Below are 20,060 nucleotides of genomic sequence, written 5' to 3'. Positions count from 1 at the left end.
CGGAATGCCGTGAAAGCGGCTCTGCCATCCTCGATTGGGTAATGCGTACGAGGCAGATTATGGCGATGAACGAGAACCTGTTCGATGTCCCTCCCGCAGCCGGCGCGGAAAAACGCCGCTCGCTGAAGGGCACGCTCCACCCGCTCCACGAGGCAGCGATGCGGATCGCGGATATCGGGCTCGGCCGTTCGCGCAACAGGACGAAGGATCTCGTCGGCATGCTGCTCGCCCATGGCGCCAGAGCCTGGCGTTCGGGCCAGCCGGCCGCCGGGATCCATCTCCATGTCGGCGTCAGCGAACGCCGCCACCCGGTGCGCCTGCGCCTGCGCTGACCGCCGCTTGAACCGGCCGACGAGGGCCTTGCAAAGCGGCCCCACATTTGCTGTGCAGGAACGATGCCGGCAATCCCACTTCCCTTCATCATCGCACTCCTGCTTGCCATCCTTCTCGTGAAGCTGGTGCTGCTGCATGAAACCGCGCTTCGGCCCGCCATCGGCTTCGTTGCTGCCTGCGTCGTCGTTGCGTTGGCAGTCGGTGTCCGGTGGTCCTTCGACGCGCCGTTTGCACGGTTCCTCCAACCCGTCGTTGCCGCAGCGCTGCCGCCGATCGCCTGGTTCTGCTTCACGGCAGGTCGGGCGGCGCGCAGCAAGGCCCGCTGGCTGCACGGGCTGCCCGTCGCCCTCGTCTTTTTTGCGTCCGCCGGCTGGCAGGTCTGGCGTTCCCCGATCGATCTGCTGCTCGCGCTTCTCTATATCGGCTACGGGGTCGCCCTGCTGCGCCTCGCCGGGGCCGGACCGGACGGTTTTGCCGCGGTGCGGCTGAGCGATGCGAACCGAGCCCGCAAGGCGGCCGGCATGACGGGCGGCGTGCTCATCGTCTCGGCGTTCGTCGATCTCCTCATCGCCGTCGATTTCGGCTTCTACAGCGGCAATCATGCGGCCCGGATCGTGGCTGCGGGCAACCTTCTTCTCCTGCCCGCCCTTGCCTACGCCGTCGCGACCGTCGGACGGAGCCTGCCGGTCGATTCCGGAGAGGAAACGGCCCCCGAGCCGCTGCGTGTACCGAGGGAAGACGACGGTCGGATTCTGGCAGCGATCGACCGCTTGATGCGGGAGCGTAAACTCTTCCGCGACCCGGACCTCACCTTGAACCGGATCGCGCGACGCGCAGGTCTTCCGGCGCGACATATTTCAGGCGCCGTCAATCGTTTGGAAAGCCGCAACGTCTCGCAACTCGTCAACGGCTACCGCATCGAGGAGGCCAAGCGCCTGCTGACGGAGACCGATTTGCCGGTCACCACCATCATGTTTGAGGCCGGTTTCCAGACCAAGTCGAACTTTAACCGGGAATTCCTGAGGGCTACCGGCCAAAACCCGAGCGACTATCGCCGATCCCCTATCGAAAACTGACGCCCAGGAAGGTGATGATGCGATCGGCGACCTCGCGGTGGATCGCCGCCCGTCCCCAGGTGCCGCCGTCCTTGCAGACGATGCCGTCTCCAGGCGTTTCCGCCTCGATCCTCTCGGCCGCGCCCGGCTTGCAGATCTGCAGGAAGCTGAAATGCATGGCATCCGGGATGACGGTGTAGACACTGCCCTTTGCCGGAAGCCCTTTTGCCAGATAACCGGATTCCCGTTCGGCCGGCATGTCGCCGATATCGATGCCGGCCGCGATCACCAGCGCGGGCAGGCGAAGCGCGGCGAGGCTTTCGGGAGAAAAGCCGCGTGCCAGACCAAGATCGAGCGATACGAAAGCGCCGATGCGCGGGTCGCCGAGATCATCCTCAAGTCGCCGACGACCATCGTCTCTGCCGTCCAGTCCGAGTTCCGTCGTCAGACTGCAGGCCCGCGGGCTCGCATTCATCTTGCAATCCGCGATAAACCGCTGCGTATCGAAACGCGCGCCGGCGAGGGCCGCGGCCGTCCAGCCGCCGAGCGAATGGCCGACGACGGCAATGCGTTTCGCGTCGATGTGAGCGGCCAAGCCATTGTCGGCCCGCAACGCGTCGATGAGGCGGCTGAGATCGCGCGGCCGTTCCCAGAGCTTTGCCGCCTCTGCTGGATCCCGGTCGAAAGTCGTGGTGCCGGGGTGGTTGGGCGCGGCGACGATGTAGCCCCGCGCGGCGAGTTCGCCGGCGAGCCAGCTCAGATTGCGCCAGCTTCCGCCATAGCCGTGGGACAGAACGACGAGCGGGTGCATCCCCTCACCCACCCGGGCACCACGGATTGCCGCTATGCCCTGAAAGGTCAGATTTTCCGCGACGGTTTCCATCGGTCCGGTATCGGGCGTCGGATACCAGACGACAGCGAAGAGCGCGCGGGACTCAGAGGATCCGGCGATCCTCAGATCGCGGACGCCGATCCCGTCGGCACGACTGGATGTCGCGACGGCAAGGAAAAGCGCGGTGGCAAGAAGGAGTGTTTTCAGCATGGAGGCCTAGTTGGTTGAACGAGGCTCGGGATGCGGCAAGCAGCGCAGGAAAGAGACCTGAAACGCGATTGAGGACGCCGGATTTCAGAGCAGGCCGAGTTCGGCGAGTTCGCGGCGCAGATCCAGCGGCAGGTCGGCCGTACCGTCACCCATGTTCTTCAGGTCGCGCGGCGCGTCGTCATCCGCAAGATAGCGCCAGCCCTGGAAGGCGCGGCGCGGCTGCAGTTCGGTCTCGATAACCTCGGGGCCCAGCACCAGCTCGCAGCGCGAAATGCCGTCGGCATCCGTGAAGGTCTTGATATCGAGCAGCCGCTGGCGCGCCTGCACCTGGCCCTTGATCACCCAGTAGAGCGAACCGCCCTCGAGCAGGTCCTGATCACGCTTGGGCACCATGCGGGTGATGTGGCTCGAATGCGGTTCCATGCCCGCGGCGATCGCGATCAGCGAGCGTTCGGACACCCATTCGCGCAGGTCCTCGATCGAGTCCGCGCCGACACAGAGTTTGATGAGATGCAGGGCCATGCCCCTTTGAACGCTCTTGCGGCGGCCCGGTCAAGGGGCCGCCGTGTCGCACTCCACAGCGTTCGCCGCGAAAGCCTCAGCACTCCACCACGTTGACGGCGAGGCCACCGGTGGAGGTTTCCTTGTATTTCTCGTTCATGTCGACACCCGTCTGGCGCATCGTCTCGATGCAGGCGTCGAGCGGAACGAAATGCGTGCCGTCGCCCTTGATGGCAAGCGAGGCGGCCGTCACCGCCTTCACCGCGCCGAGCGCGTTGCGCTCGATGCAGGGCACCTGGACGAGGCCGGCAATGGGATCGCAGGTCATGCCGAGGTGGTGTTCCAGCGCGATTTCCGCGGCATTCTCCACCTGTGCCGGCGAACCGCCCATCACGGCGGCAAGGCCGGCAGCGGCCATGGCGGAGGCAGACCCCACCTCGCCCTGACAGCCAACTTCGGCGCCCGAGATGGAGGCGTTGTGCTTGATGATGCCGCCGACCGCCGCCGCCGTCAGCAGATAGTCGCGAATGCCGTCCTGGTCGGCATCCTCATGGAAATGCAGGTAATAGCGGATCGTCGCGGGCACGACGCCGGCCGCGCCGTTGGTCGGCGAGGTGACAACACGGCCGCCGGCCGCATTCTCCTCGTTGACCGCCATGGCATAGACGGACAGCCAGTCATTGGCGAGCAGCGGGTTCGCCTTGTTGGAGCGCCACTCCTCCTGCAGCTTGTCGTGGATCGAGCGGGCGCGGCGGCGCACCTTCAGGCCGCCGGGCATGATGCCCTCATTCTTAAGGCCACGGTCGATGCAGCTCTTCATCGCGCCCCAGATGCGGTCGAGGCCGGCATCCAGCTCCATGCGCGACATGCTCGCTTCCTCGTTGGCGCGCTTCATCTGCGCGATCGTCATGCCGGAGCGTTCGGCCATTTCCAGCATCTGCTTTGCCGAGGCGAAGGGGAACGGCACCTTCTTGTCGCCCGCCTTCGCCTTGCTGGTGCGCATCTGTTCCAGTTCCGTGTCGGTGACGACGAAGCCGCCGCCAACGGAATAGTAGATGCGTTTCAGCAGCAGCCGGTCGTCACGGTCATAGGCCGAGAAGGTCATGCCATTGGCATGGCCGGGCAGCGGGTTCTTCTTGTCGAAGATCAGGTCGTCCTTCGGCCGGAAGGCATAACCGGGATGGCCCGGCGGCGTGATGCGGCCGGTACGCTCCACCTCGCCGACGATATCGTCCATGCGGTCCGGATCGACCGAATCGGGCCGCTCGCCCATCAGGCCGAGGATGACGGCGCGGTCGGAGCCGTGGCCGACGCCCGTATAGGCAAGCGAACCGTGCAGGCTCATGCGGATCGTCGCGACCTGCGCACCCGATGGCCGCGGCCAGTCGGCGGAGAGGATCAGGTCGAGAAAGCGGTTCGCCGCCGACATCGGTCCCATCGTGTGGGAGCTCGACGGCCCAATCCCGATCTTGAAAACATCGAATACCGAAAGAAACATGTCCCGAACTTCTCCCTTGCCTCGGCAGGCGCACTGATCCCTGAAGCTACGCCATCATGCGGCGCACTTAAGGCGATCTCCCGACATCGGGTTTTACCTGCGCGACATGTCCCTTCCAACAGGCCTTGAAACAAAAACAGCGTGCTTCGCGGAGAAGCACGCTGTTCATGTAAGGGTGACAGGCCGGTGTTTTCAGATGCCGCCGAAAAGATAGGCGATGACCAGAACTGCGCCAAAACCGAGGACTGCACGGGCGGTGACGCCCCAGCAGGATTTCTGAACGGTACTTTCCATGATTTCCCCGATTGGAAGATGTCGTTGCAATGGCCGAGACGACCCTGCATGACGCCCTGTTTAATGAAGAATTCATGAAACCGCAATCGCGAAAAATGGCGAAACCAAGGCGCTGTTCTCATAGGAGCCCCGCGTCAGACGCATGACATGTCGCAAAATCAGACGGTTGGAGGGTGGGACGGCGACAGGGGCTCGCCGCCTTTTTGCCCAAGATCTGAACAGCCCCGTGCAGCCACCTTTCCGGCGCTTGCAAAATGCGGAATCCATGGCACAACGCTTGGCCATGAGCACACCGGATTTCATCGCCCTTGCCCTCTTCCTGCTGCTGTGGACGGGATATTCCTGGATCACGGAACGGGCGAAACTCTTCGACCGCGTCAGCCTCACGCGGGCGATGAGCTCGCAGCGCGCCGTGTGGATCCGCAACGCGATGCACCGCGACCTGCGCATGATCGACACCCAGATCATGGCCGGCCTGCAGAACGGCACGGCCTTCTTCGCTTCGACCTCGATCCTGGCGCTCGGCGGCTGTTTCGCGCTGCTCGGCGCCACGGAGCAGGTCTTTGCCATTTTCAGCGACCTGCCGGTGGTCTTCCAGGGCAGCCGCGCCGGGTTCGAGCTCAAGGTCGGCGGCCTTGCCGGCATCTTCGGCTATGCCTTCTTCAAGTTCGGCTGGTCCTACCGTCTTTTCAACTACTGCACGATCCTGCTCGGCGCGATCCCGATGAGCGGCGACATCCACAAGGACCCGGCCGGCGCCGACCTTGCCGCCGACAAGGTCATCCGCATGAACATCCTTGCGGCAAAACACTTCAATATGGGGCTGCGCGCCATCTTCCTGTCGATCGGCTATCTCGGCTGGTTTGTCAGCCCTTACCTCTTCATCGCGACGACGGTCAGCATCATCGTCGTGCTTGTGCGCCGGCAATTCTATTCGCAGGCGCGCCTCGCCGTTCTCGAACGCCTCGACTGACATCCCTTCCGACGGCCACCTTTCGGCCATCCGCCCGGCGCAAGCTTGGCGTGACACTCTCCCATGGACCAAAGCAATGCGGCGACCCCGAACCATGACGACGACGGTGATTGACGGCAATGTGGCAGGAGAAGGTGCAGCACCGCGCCGCCTTCCGCGCATCCCGCTGATCGACCAGCTGCGCGCGCTCGCGCTGATCGCGATGGCGATCTACCACTTCACCTGGGACCTCGGTTTTTTCGGCTACATCGAACCGGACACGGCAACGACCGGCGGCTGGAAGATTTTCGCGCGAGTGATCGCCGGCTCCTTCCTGTTTCTCACCGGCTTCAGCCTTGTGCTCGGTCATATCAGTGGTTTTCGCGCAAGGCCGTTCCTCATCCGCCTCGGCAAGATCGGACTGGCGGCAGCCGCGATTACCATCGCAACCTGGTTCGCCTTCCCGGAAACATTCATCTTCTTCGGCATCCTGCATGCCATTGCCGCGGCGAGCGTCATCGGCCTTCTCTTCCTGCGCCTGCCGATCGTCGTGACGCTGCTTGCCGCCGCCGCCGCCATTGTGGCGCCGCTTTATCTGCGCGCCCCGCTCTTCGATCATCCGGCCCTCTGGTGGGTCGGGCTTTCTGTCGATGTCCCGCGCTCGAACGACTATGTGCCGCTGCTCCCCTGGCTCGCGCCGGTGTTGCTCGGCATCGTGCTCGGCAAGCTCTTCATCGCAAGCCCGCTTCCCGAGCGGCTGGCGGGTTTTGGAGGTCAGACGAAGGTCTGGTGGAAAAGCCTCTTGGAAAAAGCCGGCCGCCACAGTCTCGCCATCTACCTTATCCATCAGCCCGTGCTGATCGCACTGGTCTACGGCTTTTCCCTCGTGGTTCCCGCGCCTGCAGCCGATCCGGTCGTTGGCTATACGAAGAGCTGCATGCGCGCCTGCGAAAGCGAGCGCGGCGACGGGTTCTGCCAGAGTTTCTGCGGCTGCACGCTGGACCGGCTGACGGAGGAGAACCTGTTCACCGACCTTGTGCGCGGTGCGATCGATGTCACGAAGGACGAGCGCGTTGCCGCGATCTCGTCGCAATGCACGGCCGATGCGGAAACGAAGACCGACCTGAAGGAGTAGGATCATGAACGCCTATCGCATGAAGCCACTCGCCTTTCCCTGGCCCCCGCTGATCTACGGCGCGGCGCTCGCGGCGGCCTTCCTGCTCCAGGCGTATTTTCCGCTCGCGGCGGCCGAGACGAACATCTGGATCGCCCGCACCGCCGGCGGCATCCTGATCCTCATGGCCATCGTGCTGGATGTCTGGGCCATGCGCACGCTGCTCGACTGCCACACGACGATCCTGCCGAACCGCTGCTCGACCCATCTCGTGACATCCGGCCCCTACCGCTTCACCCGCAACCCGATCTATCTCGGCTATACGCTGGCGACCGCCGGCATCGGCCTTGTGATGCTCAATCCCTGGTGCATCGTGACGGCCATGATCGCCGCCGTGTTGACGAGCATCGTCGCCATAAAGCGCGAGGAGCTGCACCTGCTCTCGCGCTTCGGCATCGATTTCGAACGCTATTGCAACGGGACGACGCGCTGGATCTGACGGCAGCTCAGGTGCCGACGCCGATTTCGGCAAGGCGCGTCAGGCAGGCTTCCTCGACATTGTCGAGCTCGGCCAGGGTCTCCTCGATGTCGCGTCGCTTCTGGCGCAGCTCGTCACGTTTTTCGCTGACCTTCGCCATCAGCAGTTCCAGCTGCCCCACCTCGCCCGGCGGGTCCTTGTAGACGCGGATGATGTCGCGGATCTCGGCGATGGTGAAGCCGATACGCCGGCCACGCAGGATTTCCTGGATGAGACGGCGGTCGGCCGGGCGGAAGAGGCGCGTGCGACCACGGCGCTCGGGGTTGATCAGCCCCTCGTCCTCGTAGAAGCGCAGTGTGCGGGTGGAAACCCCGAATTCGCGCGTCAGCTCGGTTATGGTATAAAACTTGTCCACGCCTGCTCCGATCTCGTCTGGGCGGACATTTTATTGACTTTTACGTATAAGTCAATTTTTGCTCTTTCCCGCTCTCTTCTCGAACGGACAACCGCCCCGTTCGTTCCCCGCAAAAACCTCAGCGGATGGCGAACCACCAGGTCGCAAGGCCAAGGAATGCGAAGAAGCCGACGATATCGGTGACCGCGGTCACGAAGACCGCGGAGGAGACGGCCGGGTCCGCCCCCGCCTTGTCGAGGAAGAGCGGAATGGCGATGCCGGCCAGCGCCGCCGCACTCATGTTGATCAGCATGGCCGCCGCGATGACGCCGCCGATATTGGCATCATGGAACCAGATACCCGCCACGAGGCCGATCATCAGGCCGAAGGCGAGGCCGTGCAGCAGGCCGACACCCGCCTCGCGCCGCACGACACGCCAGGCATTGTGGATGTCGAGGTTGCGCGTGGCGAGCGCCCGCACGGTGACGGTCATCGTCTGCGATCCCGCATTGCCGCCCATGCCGGCGACGATCGGCATCAGCACGGCGAGCGCGACGATCTCCTCGATCGTCGCCTCGAAGAGCGAGATGACCGAGGCGGCGATAAAGGCCGTCAGGAGATTGACGAGCAGCCAGGGCGCGCGCGAGCGCACCGTCTCGATGGTCGTGTCGGAGAGTTCTTCGTCGCCGACGCCGCCGAGGCGCATAAGGTCCTCCTCGGCCTCTTCCTGGATGACGTCGACCACGTCGTCGATGGTCAGGACGCCGACGAGGCGGCCGTTCTCGTCGACGACGGCCGCGGAAAGAAGGTCGTACTGCTCGAAGAGCTGGGCCGCCTCTTCCTGGTCCATCTCGGCCGGGATCGGATGGTTCGTCTCGCGCATGATCGCTTCGATCTTCTCGCCGCGCTTGGCGCGCAGCACGCGGTCAAGATCGATGGCGCCAAGCAGACGGAAGGTCGGGTCGATGACGAAAATCTGCGAAAAACTCTCCGGCAGGTCCGCGTCCTCCCGCAGGTAGTCGATCGTCTGGCCCACCGTCCAGAACGGCGGCACGGCGACGAACTCGGTCTGCATGCGGCGCCCGGCCGTGCTTTCGGGATAATCCAGCGAGCGGCGCAGGCGGATCCGTTCGGTGAACGGCAGCTTGGAAAGGATCTCTTCCTGGTCTTCCTGGTCGAGGTCCTCAAGGATGTAGACGGCGTCGTCCGAATCCATCTCGCCGAGTGCGGCGGCGATCTGCTCGTTCGGCATGTGCTCGACGATGTCGAGACGGATCGCCTCGTCGACCTCGGTCAGCGCCGCAAGGTCGAAATCGTCGCCGAGCAGGGAGACGAGCTGGCGGCGCTGCTCCGGCTGGATCGCCTCCAGCAGGTCGCCCATTTCCGATTCATGCAGCCGCGCCACATGCCTGCGCAGGAACAGGAGGTCGCGATCGGCGATCGCCGCGCCGACATGCATGAGGAAGTCCGAGCGGATCGAACCGTCCTCGGCATAGATGTCCTCGCCATCGAAGGTACTGTGGTCTGTCTGCCCCTGATGGATACGGTCATCGTCGCCGGTGTTGTCCATCGGGCCGCTCCTTGTATCGGGCTCGTCCCGCCCGGCATGTAGGCGGCGCTGGGACGGCAGGGATTGCGTAGAGGATTCGGGCGCAACGCCCCCTCTGGGGGGCGCGTTGTCTTACCTCGTGCTAACGCAAAGAGCGCAGCCGGTCCATCGCCGAACGCGGCAAAAGCCGGCCGGATGCAAAAAATTCGCAAGCTGTTGCAACATCACGATAATAACGCGATTCGCGATATCCCGGACGGACCCGGCATTTTCCCCCTGCCGCAAACAGGCTAGGAAGGACGCACAACCGGCACCCGGAGGCCCCATGGCGATCCTTCCCATTCTCAGCTACCCCGATCCGCGCCTGCGCCAGCCCTGCCGGGCGGTCGAAGTCTTCGATACGCGGCTTGCCACGCTCGCCGAGGATCTCGCCTCCACGATGCGGGCCGCCCCGGGCATCGGCATTACCGCCGCCCATGTCGGTATCCTCGAGCGGTTGACGGTGATCGAGCTCGACGGGCCGGGGTCGCTGAGGGTCTTTGTGAACCCGCATATCGAATGGTTTTCGCCGGAAGGGCAGCGCCACGCCGAAGGCAGCGTCTCCATGCCGGGCGTGACCGACGAGGTGGAGCGCCCTGCCCGTATCCGCCTCACCTACCAGGATCTTTCCGGCGCCCGGAAGACCGAAGAGGCCGACGGGCTGCTTTCGGTCTGCCTGCAGCACGAGATCGATCAGCTCGACGGCATCTTCTGGATCGACCGCCTTTCGCGGCTGAAGCGCGAGCGCATCGTCAAGAAGTACAACAAGAGCAAGGCCTGAACCGCGCAAGCTCTTCTGCGCGAAGCGGAATCGCCTATTTTTTGCGGACGGCAACGCACAGGCCCGTGAACACGTAGCTGTGCTTGCCTGAATTTGCCTTGTCCAGGCGCTTCCAGCCGTGATTGTTCATCGTCCACACCGGCTTGGTTTCGTTCGAATTGTAATAGTAGACTTGGCCGCCGCTGCTGGTGACGAGGATATTGTGAAGCCCGTCCAGACCGGAACTGGAGGGATCGCCACCATCCATCATCATATAGCTGCAGTTGTAGTAGACGTCGTCGGCAGGAAGAAGCGTTTCGGTCTGGCTCTGTCCTTTTATGAGGTTGTAGAGCCCCTCCAGTCCCCGTTTAACGTCATTGTCCGGAAGGTAGGCCAGCGCGTTCGCCTTCTCGGTATCGTCGAATTTGATGACGGCGGACAGGTTTGTCGCATAGTTTTTCTCGACATATTTCAGGATTCTTCGTGGGTCCGAATTCTTCTTTGCCACAAGTGCTTTGATAGCCTTGCTTCCGTCATCCTTGAAAAGGATCTTGTTCCAAATGGTGCTCTCCGCGTCCTTTTGAGTGATCGTCGAGCCTGTCAGCTCCATGATCGTGATCGCGGTGCAGTGTGCGGCACACGAATTTCCGGTTTGCGTCGGCAATGTTTTAAGCGGCATCACATCCCCCTGTCTTTGGGTAGTTGTCTACCGCAGAACTAACCCAAAAGTTGTTTCGCATTCAACTGCAACAAGGGGATATCAAGCGGCCGGGACCAGCTATCGTTAAACGCTCCTAGCGCTCGTCCGGATCTGAAACGATCTTCGGCGTCAGACAAGGTTACGAGATGAACGCAAACAGCCCAACGTTTGGTCTGAACGTGGAGTGGCTCGAAACGCTCAATGCCTGAAAACAAAAAACCCGGCTTTTCAGCCGGGTTTTTTTGGTGCGGTCGAGAAGACTCGAACTTCCACGGGTTGCCCCACAGCGACCTCAACGCTGCGCGTCTACCAATTCCGCCACGACCGCATCGTGGTAGGTGTCGTCTTGCGGCGACGGGGGTCATGTAGCAAAAGGATTTTGGGTGCACAAGGCCGTTGCGAAAGAAAAATGACGAAAAGCGAACTATTTCAACAGCGCCTGTGCAAACACACTGAAACCCCTGAAATCCTTGCAGGATCGCGCCTATATCTGGCACAACGGAACGAAAAGGACGGCCCTCATGCAGCGTCAGGACATTTCCACCTCTCTTCACGCCCTCCCCGGCTCGCCGCCGGTGCGCTGGCGCGTTGCACAGGACCTCGTCGGCTACGATGAAGCCGTCGAAACCATGGAAAAAGAGGCCACGGCGATCGCCAACGGCGAGGCAGACGAGCTTGTCTGGCTGGTCGAACATCCCCCGCTCTACACGGCCGGTACCAGCGCGGATGCAGCCGACCTCATGACGCCGGATCGCTTCCCGGTGTTTTCCACAGGCCGCGGCGGCGAATACACCTATCACGGCCCCGGCCAGCGGGTCGTCTATGTCATGCTGGATCTCAAGCGGCGGCGCCAGGACGTGCGCGCCTTCGTGGCGGCACTTGAAGAGGTCGTCATCGATACGCTGTCCTCGATGAACGTGCGCGGCGAGCGGCGCGAGGACCGGGTCGGCGTGTGGGTGCGCCGACCGAACCGTCCGCCGCTGCCGGACGGTTCACCGGCGGAGGACAAGGTGGCGGCCATCGGCATCCGCCTGCGACGCTGGGTGAGCTTTCACGGCTTCTCGCTCAATGTCGATCCGGATCTCGACCATTTTTCCGGCATCGTGCCCTGTGGTATCCGTGGTTACGGGGTGACCAGCCTCGTCGATCTCGGCCTGCCCGTCATGATGAGCGATGTGGATGTGCGCATCCGCGATTCCTTCGAGCACGTGTTCGGACCCACCGTTTCGGATGCGCACTGTCAGCCGAGCAGCCTGTCGCAGGCATAGACGATCGCATAGCCGTGCAGGACGATGGCGGCGTAGAGGCCGAATCCGGCGAGCAGGCGCTGCGGCGCAGTCATCGGGTCGAGCGCCGCCTTGGGCTTCACTCCGCCTGCGCCGATGAGGCTCAAGGCCGTGAAGACCGCAAGGCCGGCCATCAGCAGGCCGACCGGCAACCCGATCCGCCAGCCCACCCAGACAATCGCGAGCGTCACCAGGAAACTCGCTGCCAGAAGGCTGCGCCGGGTCGAAAAGACCTGCCGCAGCACCTGTCCACCGTCGAAACGGTGCATGGGCAGGAGGTTCAGGAGATTGAAGGCTCCGAGAATCAGCAGGAAGATCAACAGTATCGCGCCCGTGGGGCGACCCGCCGCATCGTGCAGCGCAATGAGCGGCGGCACGAGAAAGGCCGGCATGCCGGCGCCCATCAGGGCGCACACCGCGACCTCGAAGCGCGAATTGTACGGCCGCCCGCCGACGGCGATGCCGCCGAGCAGCGGTACGAAGATCATGCGCACCCGCTGGTGCCCGAAGGCGCGGTAGGCGGCCATGTGGCCAAGCTCGTGGAGCACGATCACCACCGTCAAGAGGGTCGATAGCAGGAGGCCACGGGCATTCAGCCCGAAGAACGGCCAGAGCAGCAGTGTGGAAAGCACCGCAAGCCCCGCCTGCGTCACCGGTCGCTCCAGCACGCCGCGCACCTCGCCGCTCCCCGTCTCCAGCCACTGTTCGAGTGCCTTCATCTCCCGGCGGAGCTGGATGTAGCGGTAAAGCAGGAAGGCGACACCGCGATAGCGGTCGGTCTGCTCGACGGTCAGGGCCGTACCGCCCGCCACCGGACGTAGCGTGCGCCGCTCCACAAAATGGTGCCAGAAGGCGGCGTCGAGCGCACTGTCCTCGATCACCCGTGTTTCGCAAGCGATGGTTTCCGCCTCCGCCGCCTCGTTCACCGCCAGCATGCGGGTGATCGGGTTTCCGCGGCGGTCGGGATGGGAGAAGGTCTGCCGGACCCGTTCGGCCGACAGCCGCTCGCTGGAGAGGATCGAGGGATGCCAGTCCGCCTCTCTGCCGAGCGGACTGACGAGCGCGGCGATCCGCGGCGGGGAAGCCTTGAAGGTGCGGGTGATCTGCAGCGTCCGGCGACCGATTGGCGCCGCGATCAGCAGCCAGATCAGGCCGAGGTTGATCGCAAGAAGCAGGATGACCGAAACCGATGTCGACATGCCGTCCTCCCCGGCCGTCATGGCAGGCAGGATCAGGCTAGTGGCAATATCCTAACAAATATTAAGGTTCGGCCCGCATCGAAGAACCATCACTCGAAGGCGATGTCGGCCTTGAGCTTGCGGCTCCTGTGCTCGCGCCAGATGATGAAGAGGCCGGAGGCGACGATGATCGCGATGCCGAGCCATTTCGACGGCGTCGGGAAGTCGCCGAAAATGGCGTAGCCGAGCACGGTGGCGGAGATGATCTCGAAATACTGGAACGGGGCGAGCAGCGAGAGCGGTGCCATGCGGAAAGCGCGCACGACCAGCATATGGGCATAGCCGGAGAGCGCACCGAGGATGACGAGCAGGATAAGGGCGAAGAGCGACCCCGGCAGCGAGAGCTCGAAATCGGCGATGCCGGCGGAATTGCCGAGGAACAACGCCGCGCCCATGAAGATCGTGCCGCCGAAGCCGGCGATGGTCTGCATGGTCAAGGGCGAATCGGCATCGCCGATCGCCCGGTTCATGAAAAGATAGATGGAGTAGAGGAAGGCGCAGGCGACCGGCAGCAGCGCCGTCCAGCCGAACAGCACGAAGCTCGGCTGGATGACGATCAGCGCGCCGCCAAAGCCGACGACGATGGCGAGCCAGCGCCGCCAGCCGACCTTGTCGCCGAGGAAGGCCGCGGACATGGCGGTCAGGATGAAGGGCTCGACGAAGTAGATCGCGAAGACGTCGGCAAGCGGCATGTATTTCACCGCCGCGAAGAACAGGAGGCTTGCCGCCCCGTGGATCGCGCCGCGCAACAGGTTGAGCCAGGGCCGCTTCGGCCGCAGCATGGCGCCGCCGGCGACCGTGAAGATCAGCGGGATCGTGCAGACCACCTGGAAGAAGAAGCGGTAGAACGTCACCTGGCCCGGCGACATGCCCGCGAAGGTCGACATATATTTGGCGATGGCGTCCATGCAGGGGAGCAGCAGCATGGCGACGGCCATCAGTGCCACGCCCTGCATCGTGCCGGCGCCGGGCTGGTCGTTGGTGCTGGTCGTGGTGTTCATCCGCGTCTCCTTCGTTCGCCCTTGCATATTCCTTTTCCGCACGCTGGCAATGCCGGAAATCGCGTCATCGGCGCGGCGCATTTGGGGCAGCCTGCCGGCACGCCTTGCCTGTAGACTGGCGGCAAAGACAATGGAGGCCGCGATGACCTTTCCCGGCGAGAGCAACACCATCCCCTTCCCTTCGGGCCGCGCCGACGGCGATACGCTTGGTGGGCGCATCTGGCGGGCGCGTGATGCGCTGGGGCTCAGCCTGGAAGACCTCGCCTCCCGCCTCGGTCTGCCGGAGGGCACGGTGAGCGGCTGGGAGCGCGACCATGCCGAGCCCGAGACGAAGGCGCTGTTCATGCTGGCCGGCGTCCTCTCGGTCTCACCCTCCTGGCTGATCGCCGGCATCGGCGAGGCGCCGGCGGACCCTTCCGGCGAGGAGCACCTGCATCCGCTGCTGCGCCAGCTGCAGGAAATCCACCAGCTGCACGACCAGACGGGCAAGGCGATCGCCGCGCTCGAAACCGAGGTCGCAAAATTGATCAAAAAAGATCAAGGCTGACATTTTTCCATATACCGCACTTGAGAGGCCGGACCCGCTCTGCAATGGTCGGCCCGACACAGAATCCGCATAGGGAGACGAAGATGGACGTACGCGCCGCCGTTGCCGTTCAGGCTGGAAAACCACTTGAGATCATGACCGTACAGCTCGAAGGCCCGCGTGCCGGCGAGGTTCTGGTCGAGGTGAAGGCGACGGGCATCTGCCATACGGACGACTTCACCCTGTCGGGCGCCGATCCGGAAGGCCTCTTCCCGGCCATCCTCGGCCATGAGGGTGCCGGCGTGGTCGTCGATGTCGGCCCGGGCGTCACCTCCGTGAAGAAGGGCGACCATGTCATCCCGCTCTACACGCCCGAATGCCGCGAATGTTACTCCTGCCTGTCGCGCAAGACGAACCTGTGCACGGCCATCCGTTCGACCCAGGGTCAGGGCCTGATGCCCGATGGCACCTCGCGCTTCTCCATCGGCAAGGACAAGATCCACCACTATATGGGCTGCTCCACCTTCGCCAATTACACGGTCCTGCCGGAGATCGCGCTGGCCAAGGTCAATCCGGACGCGCCCTTCGACAAGATCTGCTACATCGGCTGCGGCGTGACCACCGGCATCGGCGCCGTCATCAACACGGCCAAGGTCGAAATCGGCTCGACGGCCATCGTCTTCGGCCTCGGCGGCATCGGCCTCAACGTGCTGCAGGGCCTGCGCCTTGCCGGCGCGGACATGATCGTCGGCGTCGACATCAATCCCGACCGCAAGGCATGGGGCGAAAAATTCGGCATGACGCATTTCGTCAATCCGAAGGAGGTCGAGGGCGACATCGTGCCCTATCTCGTCAACCTGACGAAGCGGAACGGCGACCTGATCGGCGGGGCGGACTATACGTTCGACTGCACGGGCAACACGAAGGTGATGCGTCAGGCGCTGGAATCGGCCCATCGCGGCTGGGGCAAGTCGGTCATCATCGGCGTTGCCGGCGCGGGACAGGAGATCTCGACGCGTCCGTTCCAGCTCGTCACCGGCCGCCAGTGGATGGGCACGGCCTTCGGCGGCGCGCGCGGGCGTACCGACGTTCCGAAGATCGTCGACTGGTACATGGACGGCAAGATCCAGATCGACCCGATGATCACCCACACCATGCCGCTCGACGAGATCAACACAGGCTTCGACCTCATGCATGCCGGTACGTCCATCCGCGGCGTCGTCGTCTATTGACGGGCATGGCACCCTATCTGATCGACGTGCGGAGGATGGCAGCATTCTCCGCCGTCGAGCTTTATGCCCTCCTGAAACTGCGTGTCGACGTCTTCGTCGTCGAGCAGGCCTGCGTCTATCCCGAACTCGACGGCAAGGACGAAGATGCCCGGCATCTGCGGCTGCTGATCGACGGCGAGACGGCCGCCTATGCCCGCCTGTGGCAACCGGAAAACGGGGCGCCGCGCATCGGCCGCGTCCTCGTTTCGCCTAAGCATCGCGGCAGGGGCATCGGCGAGGCCCTGATGCGCGAAGCGATATCGGCCTGCGAGGCGCATTTCCCCGGGCAACCGATCGCCCTGTCCGCGCAAAGCCATCTGGAACGCTTCTACCGGTCCTTCGGTTTCGTGCCGACATCGGGAGAATATGTCGAGGACGGCATTGCCCATATCGACATGCAGCGTCCCGCCGGCCATTCTTGAACCTGCGCAGAGCCACCGAAATACAGGAAATTGCGGCGCCATGATCTACGTTGACGCGGATGCGTGCCCGGTAAAGGCCGAAATCCTCAAGGTGGCGGAACGCCATGGCATGGAGGTGACCTTCGTCGCCAATTCGGGCCTGCGCCCCTCGCGCGACCCGATGGTGCGCAACATCATCGTCTCCGGCGCCTTCGACGCCGCGGACAACTGGATCGCCGATCATGTTGGTGCAGACGACATCGTCGTGACGGCCGACGTGCCGCTTGCCGTGCGCTGCGTCGAGAAGGGCGCGCATGTCACCGGCCCCACCGGCCGGCTCTTCGACAAGACGAATATCGGCATGGCGAGCGCGATGCGCGATCTCGGCGCGCACCTGCGCGAAACCGGCGAGAGCAAGGGCTACAACGCCGCCTTCTCCCCGCGCGACCGGTCCGCCTTCCTCGAAATGCTTGACCGGCTTTGCCGCCGGGCGAAGAGCGCGCAGGCTGGGCCCTCCCCATGACACGTTCGCCGGGGCCGAGGATCTACGGCAGGCACCTGCCCTTCTATGTCGGCGCCGGCGCAGCCGCTGTCAGCCTTCTCGTTGCACTCTGGTTCAAGCCGGATTTTTCGATCGACATCGCGGCTGTCGTCTTCTTCCTCTGCTATCTCCTCCTGACCGCATGGCGCGTGCCGCGCCTGACCGCCGCCCATCTCGAACATTATGCGACGGACACCGACGAGCCGATCGCGGTCATCTTCGCGGTCACCGTTGCAGCCGTCGCCGTTTCCACGGGCTCGCTCTTCGTGGTGCTCAACCGACCGGCCGCCTCCCTCGGGGAGTTCGCACTCGCCTTCGCCTCCGTCGCGCTCGGCTGGCTGACCATCCACACCATGGCGGCCATGCACTATGCCCATCTCTACTGGCGTCCCGGCAATCTTGACGAAGGGAACGGCCTCGATTTTCCCGGCAAGGCCGAGCCCGGCGCCTACGACTTCCTCTATTTCGCCTTCGTCATCGGCATGACGGCACAGACCTCGGATGTCGCGATCACCTCCACGGCGATGCGCAAGGTCAACCTGCTGCACGCGGTCGTTTCCTTCTTCTTCAATACGGTGCTGGTCGCCGCCGCAGTCAATGCGGCGGTGTCGCTCGCGTCCTGAACCATACGGAGTTTCCAGATGAAAGTGCTTTCCCAGAACACGGCCTTCGGCGGCATGCAGGGTGTGTTCGCCCATGATTCGGAGGCCTGCAAATGCGAGATGACCTTTGCCGTCTTCGTGCCGCCGCAGGCGATCCGGGAGCCGCGCCCGGTGCTCTGGTATCTGTCCGGTCTGACCTGCAGCCACGCCAATGTCATGGAAAAGGGCGAATACCGGCGCATGGCCGCCGAACTCGGCCTCATCGTCGTGTGCCCGGACACCAGCCCGCGCGGCAATGACGTGCCGGACGAGATCACCAACTGGCAGATGGGCAAGGGCGCCGGCTTCTATCTCGACGCCACCGAAGCGCCCTGGGCAGAGCACTACCAGATGTACAGCTACGTGACGGAGGAACTGCCGAACTTCGTCAGCCAGCATTTCCGCATGGACATGACACGCCAGGGCATTTTCGGCCATTCGATGGGTGGCCATGGCGCCATGACGATCGCGCTCAAGAACCCGGACCGCTTCAGGAGCTGCTCGGCCTTCGCGCCGATCGTCGAGCCTTCCACCGCCGACTGGTCGGTCCCGGCCTTCGAAAAGTATCTCGGCGCCGACAAGGCGGCATGGCGGGAATACGATGCCTGCGCCCTTGTCGCCGATGGTGCCCGCTTCCCGGAATTCCTCATCGACCAGGGCAAGGCGGACGGTTTTCTGGAAAACGGCCTGCGCCCCTGGCTGTTCGAGGATGCGGTCAAGGATACGGACATCGGGCTGACGCTGCGCATGCACGAGCGCTACGACCATTCCTATTACTTCATCTCGACCTTCATGGACGACCATCTGAAGTGGCATGCCGAACGCCTCGGCTGAGCCGGCGTCATGGCGGGGGCGCATGGCTGGCATGCCGCCCCCAACCTTGCCCTTCGCTGTCCCCCGCGTATAGTCCGCACCGGTAGACGGCTGCCGCCGGAGCCATCCGGTCACGGCTGCGGGGACGGCCTCGCTCCCTTCATGGAGTGGGCTATGCCCTGGATCTATCTCACGCTCGCCGGCCTGTTCGAAATCGGCTGGGCGATTGGCCTCAAATACACTGACGGCTTCACCAAGCCGCTGCCCACCGCGCTCACCGCCGGCTCGATGATCATCTCCATCGTGCTGCTCGGCCTTGCCGTGAAGACACTGCCGATCGGCACCGCCTATGCGATCTGGACCGGCATCGGCACGGTCGGCACCGTGATGCTCGGCATCATCCTCTTCGCCGAGCCGGTAACCGCCGTTCGCATGGGCTGCATCGCCCTCATCGTCACCGGCATCCTCGGCCTGAAATTTGCGGCCTAACGGCGGTTGTCGAGGGCGAAGGCGCCCGGCCCCGCGGCTGTCAGATACAGGAAGACGAAGCAGAACAGGATCGCGGCATCGCCGCGATTGTTGACGGGGAAGAAGTCCTGCGGCGCATGCGCCATGAAATAGGCGACCGCCATGAAGCCGCAGAGCACGAAAGCCACCGGCCGCGTGAAGAGGCCGAGAAGGATGAGAACCCCGCCGACGATCTCCAATGCGCCGGCCGCGCCGATCAGGTTCATGAGGTCGCCGAAAGGCTGTTCGGCTGGCGGAAAATTGAAGAATTTCTGCGTGCCGTGCTCGATGAAGAGCAGCGCCGTCATGATGCGCAGCGCCGCCAGCGCTTGCGGCCGGTAGGCGGATAGTCCGTCGAGCATGCGGTTCACCCCTCTACATTTTTCCGAGAGAGGGAGGCTAGCATGCTTTGTCCGTGGTTTCGCCTGGCGGATGGACCTTTTGCCTTGGGATCAGTCGCAGCTGATCGCCTGCGTGACGACGCAGGGCGCGATCTTCTTCGTGGAGCCCTCCGGCAAAGCGCGCGAGCGCACGCTGAGCGCCGCTTCGGTGGGAATGACGAGCGGTCGCTTCTGTCCACCCGAATAGGCCTGGACGGAGGTCGTCGCCGCCGTGCGCCGCTTGCCGCCGGCATATTTGCGGCCCTTGCCGGGACGCTTGCCATGCGGCGCCTTGGCGTTTGCGACGGGTGCGAGGTGATAGGCCAGCGCCACGCGTTTGGCGATCGCATCGCCCAGCGCCGCCTCGCGGCCCTTGCGTTCCGGCATGAAGCTGTTGATCGTCAGCGTCCGGCTCGCTGCAGCCCCGGGCCCGCTCAGCGTGACCGTGACACGCGCCGTGCTCTCTCCGTCGCGGCCCTGCCTGACGCCGGAAACCCGCACATCCATCGTCGCGCGGTCGATCGCGACAGCGCGGCGCGTAGCCCTAGCGGCCCGTTTCAGGTGCTCGCCGGTGCGCTTCAGCACCGTGGCGGATGCACTGTCGTCACCGCTGACGACGACCTTGCGGATATCGCGGACCGGAAAAGCCTCATCGGCGCTTGCGGCAAGGGGCATGGAAAAGAGAAAGCTTGCGGAAAGAAGCGTGCGAACGAGGAACTGCATGAAAATACCGGTATGCGATGTCG

At 63.9% G+C, this 20,060-nt stretch carries 24 protein-coding genes and 1 tRNA gene; 14 read left to right on the top strand and 11 right to left on the bottom strand.

The window, feature by feature from the left end; all coding sequences use genetic code 11:
• Positions 1–59 precede the first annotated feature (59 nt).
• Positions 60–332, top strand: coding sequence for a hypothetical protein (locus K0P03_RS08810; protein WP_023512288.1), 273 nt, complete (start codon positions 60–62; stop codon positions 330–332).
• 63 nt (positions 333–395) lie between these two features.
• Entirely contained in the window at positions 396–1,409 is a 1,014-nt protein-coding gene (locus K0P03_RS08805) for a helix-turn-helix domain-containing protein (protein WP_272789384.1), read from the top strand.
• On the opposite strand, the gene K0P03_RS08800 is transcribed toward K0P03_RS08805, so the two are convergent.
• From K0P03_RS08800 to K0P03_RS08790, 3 genes are all read right to left on the bottom strand, one after another.
• A complete protein-coding gene (locus tag K0P03_RS08800; protein ID WP_272789383.1) occupies positions 1,396–2,430 on the bottom strand; it encodes an alpha/beta hydrolase family protein in 1,035 nt (344 codons plus the stop codon). The two genes, K0P03_RS08805 and K0P03_RS08800, sit on opposite strands and share 14 nt — an antisense overlap.
• Before the next feature lie 84 nt (positions 2,431–2,514).
• Positions 2,515–2,952 (bottom strand): DUF1489 family protein, encoded by a 438-nt coding sequence (locus K0P03_RS08795; protein ID WP_272789382.1) that lies wholly within the window; start codon positions 2,950–2,952, stop codon positions 2,515–2,517.
• A 76-nt stretch (positions 2,953–3,028) separates the two neighbouring features.
• On the bottom strand, positions 3,029–4,429 hold the full coding sequence (locus K0P03_RS08790) for an L-serine ammonia-lyase (protein ID WP_050743978.1): 1,401 nt from the start codon (positions 4,427–4,429) through the stop codon (positions 3,029–3,031).
• Positions 4,430–5,006: 577 nt separating this feature from the next.
• On the opposite strand from K0P03_RS08790, the gene K0P03_RS08785 reads away from it, so the two are divergent.
• The 3 genes from K0P03_RS08785 to K0P03_RS08775 all read left to right on the top strand — a co-directional run bounded on the left by K0P03_RS08785 (position 5,007) and on the right by K0P03_RS08775 (position 7,288).
• The gene (locus K0P03_RS08785; RefSeq protein ID WP_023514259.1) at positions 5,007–5,696 is read left to right on the top strand and encodes a DUF599 domain-containing protein; all 690 of its coding nucleotides are present in this window, start codon (positions 5,007–5,009) and stop codon (positions 5,694–5,696) included.
• Positions 5,697–5,772: 76 nt separating this feature from the next.
• Positions 5,773–6,810, top strand: a complete 1,038-nt coding sequence (locus tag K0P03_RS08780) for a DUF1624 domain-containing protein (RefSeq protein ID WP_272789381.1) — start codon at positions 5,773–5,775, stop codon at positions 6,808–6,810.
• 4 nt (positions 6,811–6,814) lie between these two features.
• Complete coding sequence (locus K0P03_RS08775; RefSeq protein ID WP_023514261.1) at positions 6,815–7,288, top strand: methyltransferase family protein; 474 nt, start codon at positions 6,815–6,817, stop codon at positions 7,286–7,288.
• Between the two features lie 7 nt (positions 7,289–7,295).
• On the opposite strand, the gene K0P03_RS08770 is transcribed toward K0P03_RS08775, so the two are convergent.
• Together K0P03_RS08770 and mgtE are read right to left on the bottom strand one after the other, a co-directional pair.
• Positions 7,296–7,682 carry a MerR family transcriptional regulator gene (locus K0P03_RS08770; protein WP_023514262.1) on the bottom strand — a complete coding sequence of 129 codons (387 nt, stop codon included), beginning with the start codon at positions 7,680–7,682 and terminating at the stop codon, positions 7,296–7,298.
• A gap of 118 nt (positions 7,683–7,800) precedes the next feature.
• Positions 7,801–9,231, bottom strand: a complete 1,431-nt coding sequence (mgtE, locus tag K0P03_RS08765; protein WP_023514263.1) for a magnesium transporter — start codon at positions 9,229–9,231, stop codon at positions 7,801–7,803.
• Between the two features lie 304 nt (positions 9,232–9,535).
• Between mgtE and K0P03_RS08760 the strand changes: the two genes are divergently transcribed.
• Positions 9,536–10,030, top strand: a complete 495-nt coding sequence (locus tag K0P03_RS08760; protein ID WP_272789380.1) for a peptide deformylase — start codon at positions 9,536–9,538, stop codon at positions 10,028–10,030.
• 34 nt (positions 10,031–10,064) lie between these two features.
• Here K0P03_RS08760 and K0P03_RS08755 read toward each other — a convergent pair whose 3' ends face one another.
• On the bottom strand, positions 10,065–10,688 hold the full coding sequence (locus tag K0P03_RS08755; protein WP_024271054.1) for a hypothetical protein: 624 nt from the start codon (positions 10,686–10,688) through the stop codon (positions 10,065–10,067).
• A gap of 264 nt (positions 10,689–10,952) precedes the next feature.
• Positions 10,953–11,037 (bottom strand) — tRNA-Leu (locus K0P03_RS08750).
• 193 nt (positions 11,038–11,230) lie between these two features.
• On the opposite strand from K0P03_RS08750, the gene lipB reads away from it, so the two are divergent.
• Positions 11,231–11,977 carry a lipoyl(octanoyl) transferase LipB gene (gene lipB / locus K0P03_RS08745; protein ID WP_023515314.1) on the top strand — a complete coding sequence of 249 codons (747 nt, stop codon included), beginning with the start codon at positions 11,231–11,233 and terminating at the stop codon, positions 11,975–11,977.
• Here lipB and K0P03_RS08740 read toward each other — a convergent pair.
• Together K0P03_RS08740 and K0P03_RS08735 are read right to left on the bottom strand one after the other, a co-directional pair.
• Positions 11,950–13,194: a hypothetical protein gene (locus K0P03_RS08740; protein WP_272789379.1), complete on the bottom strand. Its 1,245-nt coding sequence runs from the start codon at positions 13,192–13,194 to the stop codon at positions 11,950–11,952. The two genes, lipB and K0P03_RS08740, sit on opposite strands and share 28 nt — an antisense overlap.
• Positions 13,195–13,283: 89 nt before the next feature.
• Positions 13,284–14,234, bottom strand: a complete 951-nt coding sequence (locus K0P03_RS08735; RefSeq protein WP_272789378.1) for a DMT family transporter — start codon at positions 14,232–14,234, stop codon at positions 13,284–13,286.
• A gap of 142 nt (positions 14,235–14,376) precedes the next feature.
• Between K0P03_RS08735 and K0P03_RS08730 the strand changes: the two genes are divergently transcribed.
• The 7 genes from K0P03_RS08730 (at position 14,377) to K0P03_RS08700 (ending at position 18,916) form a co-directional block, all read left to right on the top strand.
• Positions 14,377–14,781: a helix-turn-helix domain-containing protein gene (locus K0P03_RS08730; RefSeq protein WP_023515310.1), complete on the top strand. Its 405-nt coding sequence runs from the start codon at positions 14,377–14,379 to the stop codon at positions 14,779–14,781.
• A gap of 83 nt (positions 14,782–14,864) precedes the next feature.
• Complete coding sequence (locus K0P03_RS08725) at positions 14,865–15,992, top strand: S-(hydroxymethyl)glutathione dehydrogenase/class III alcohol dehydrogenase (RefSeq protein ID WP_023515309.1); 1,128 nt, start codon at positions 14,865–14,867, stop codon at positions 15,990–15,992.
• A gap of 35 nt (positions 15,993–16,027) precedes the next feature.
• Positions 16,028–16,453, top strand: a complete 426-nt coding sequence (locus K0P03_RS08720) for a GNAT family N-acetyltransferase (protein WP_272789377.1) — start codon at positions 16,028–16,030, stop codon at positions 16,451–16,453.
• Between the two features lie 40 nt (positions 16,454–16,493).
• On the top strand, positions 16,494–16,955 hold the full coding sequence (locus K0P03_RS08715) for a YaiI/YqxD family protein (protein ID WP_272789376.1): 462 nt from the start codon (positions 16,494–16,496) through the stop codon (positions 16,953–16,955).
• Positions 16,952–17,596: a DUF1345 domain-containing protein gene (locus K0P03_RS08710; RefSeq protein ID WP_023515306.1), complete on the top strand. Its 645-nt coding sequence runs from the start codon at positions 16,952–16,954 to the stop codon at positions 17,594–17,596. The genes K0P03_RS08715 and K0P03_RS08710 overlap by 4 nt, the downstream gene beginning before the upstream one ends.
• Before the next feature lie 18 nt (positions 17,597–17,614).
• Positions 17,615–18,448, top strand: coding sequence for an S-formylglutathione hydrolase (gene fghA, locus K0P03_RS08705; protein ID WP_272789375.1), 834 nt, complete (start codon positions 17,615–17,617; stop codon positions 18,446–18,448).
• A gap of 153 nt (positions 18,449–18,601) precedes the next feature.
• Positions 18,602–18,916: a DMT family transporter gene (locus K0P03_RS08700; RefSeq protein WP_050743953.1), complete on the top strand. Its 315-nt coding sequence runs from the start codon at positions 18,602–18,604 to the stop codon at positions 18,914–18,916.
• Here the strand turns inward: K0P03_RS08700 and K0P03_RS08695 are convergent.
• Both K0P03_RS08695 and K0P03_RS08690 read right to left on the bottom strand, forming a co-directional pair.
• Positions 18,913–19,296, bottom strand: coding sequence for a DoxX family protein (locus K0P03_RS08695; RefSeq protein WP_023515303.1), 384 nt, complete (start codon positions 19,294–19,296; stop codon positions 18,913–18,915). The two genes, K0P03_RS08700 and K0P03_RS08695, sit on opposite strands and share 4 nt — an antisense overlap.
• A 90-nt stretch (positions 19,297–19,386) precedes the next feature.
• Complete coding sequence (locus K0P03_RS08690) at positions 19,387–20,037, bottom strand: hypothetical protein (RefSeq protein WP_272789374.1); 651 nt, start codon at positions 20,035–20,037, stop codon at positions 19,387–19,389.
• Positions 20,038–20,060: the final 23 nt, after the last annotated feature.

The organism is Shinella sp. HY16, from assembly GCF_028534175.1.
GTDB lineage: Bacteria > Pseudomonadota > Alphaproteobacteria > Rhizobiales > Rhizobiaceae > Shinella.
Note: the sequence above shows the minus strand (reverse complement) of the source record. Positions and strands in the feature narration are given on the sequence as shown.

Coding starts and splice junctions, on each gene's coding strand:
- mgtE (WP_023514263.1), bottom strand. CDS start 9,231: ATGGACAACACCGGCGACGATGACCGTATCCATCAGGGGCAGACAGAC.
- K0P03_RS08790 (WP_050743978.1), bottom strand. CDS start 4,429: ATGTTTCTTTCGGTATTCGATGTTTTCAAGATCGGGATTGGGCCGTCG.
- K0P03_RS08695 (WP_023515303.1), bottom strand. CDS start 19,296: ATGCTCGACGGACTATCCGCCTACCGGCCGCAAGCGCTGGCGGCGCTG.
- fghA (WP_272789375.1), top strand. CDS start 17,615: ATGAAAGTGCTTTCCCAGAACACGGCCTTCGGCGGCATGCAGGGTGTG.
- K0P03_RS08760 (WP_272789380.1), top strand. CDS start 9,536: ATGGCGATCCTTCCCATTCTCAGCTACCCCGATCCGCGCCTGCGCCAG.
- K0P03_RS08710 (WP_023515306.1), top strand. CDS start 16,952: ATGACACGTTCGCCGGGGCCGAGGATCTACGGCAGGCACCTGCCCTTC.
- K0P03_RS08805 (WP_272789384.1), top strand. CDS start 396: ATGCCGGCAATCCCACTTCCCTTCATCATCGCACTCCTGCTTGCCATC.
- K0P03_RS08700 (WP_050743953.1), top strand. CDS start 18,602: ATGCCCTGGATCTATCTCACGCTCGCCGGCCTGTTCGAAATCGGCTGG.
- K0P03_RS08720 (WP_272789377.1), top strand. CDS start 16,028: ATGGCAGCATTCTCCGCCGTCGAGCTTTATGCCCTCCTGAAACTGCGT.
- K0P03_RS08800 (WP_272789383.1), bottom strand. CDS start 2,430: ATGCTGAAAACACTCCTTCTTGCCACCGCGCTTTTCCTTGCCGTCGCG.
- K0P03_RS08785 (WP_023514259.1), top strand. CDS start 5,007: ATGAGCACACCGGATTTCATCGCCCTTGCCCTCTTCCTGCTGCTGTGG.
- K0P03_RS08755 (WP_024271054.1), bottom strand. CDS start 10,688: ATGCCGCTTAAAACATTGCCGACGCAAACCGGAAATTCGTGTGCCGCA.
- K0P03_RS08725 (WP_023515309.1), top strand. CDS start 14,865: ATGGACGTACGCGCCGCCGTTGCCGTTCAGGCTGGAAAACCACTTGAG.
- K0P03_RS08795 (WP_272789382.1), bottom strand. CDS start 2,952: ATGGCCCTGCATCTCATCAAACTCTGTGTCGGCGCGGACTCGATCGAG.
- K0P03_RS08730 (WP_023515310.1), top strand. CDS start 14,377: ATGACCTTTCCCGGCGAGAGCAACACCATCCCCTTCCCTTCGGGCCGC.
- K0P03_RS08780 (WP_272789381.1), top strand. CDS start 5,773: ATGCGGCGACCCCGAACCATGACGACGACGGTGATTGACGGCAATGTG.
- K0P03_RS08715 (WP_272789376.1), top strand. CDS start 16,494: ATGATCTACGTTGACGCGGATGCGTGCCCGGTAAAGGCCGAAATCCTC.
- K0P03_RS08775 (WP_023514261.1), top strand. CDS start 6,815: ATGAACGCCTATCGCATGAAGCCACTCGCCTTTCCCTGGCCCCCGCTG.
- lipB (WP_023515314.1), top strand. CDS start 11,231: ATGCAGCGTCAGGACATTTCCACCTCTCTTCACGCCCTCCCCGGCTCG.
- K0P03_RS08810 (WP_023512288.1), top strand. CDS start 60: ATGGCGATGAACGAGAACCTGTTCGATGTCCCTCCCGCAGCCGGCGCG.
- K0P03_RS08735 (WP_272789378.1), bottom strand. CDS start 14,234: ATGAACACCACGACCAGCACCAACGACCAGCCCGGCGCCGGCACGATG.
- K0P03_RS08740 (WP_272789379.1), bottom strand. CDS start 13,194: ATGTCGACATCGGTTTCGGTCATCCTGCTTCTTGCGATCAACCTCGGC.
- K0P03_RS08690 (WP_272789374.1), bottom strand. CDS start 20,037: ATGCAGTTCCTCGTTCGCACGCTTCTTTCCGCAAGCTTTCTCTTTTCC.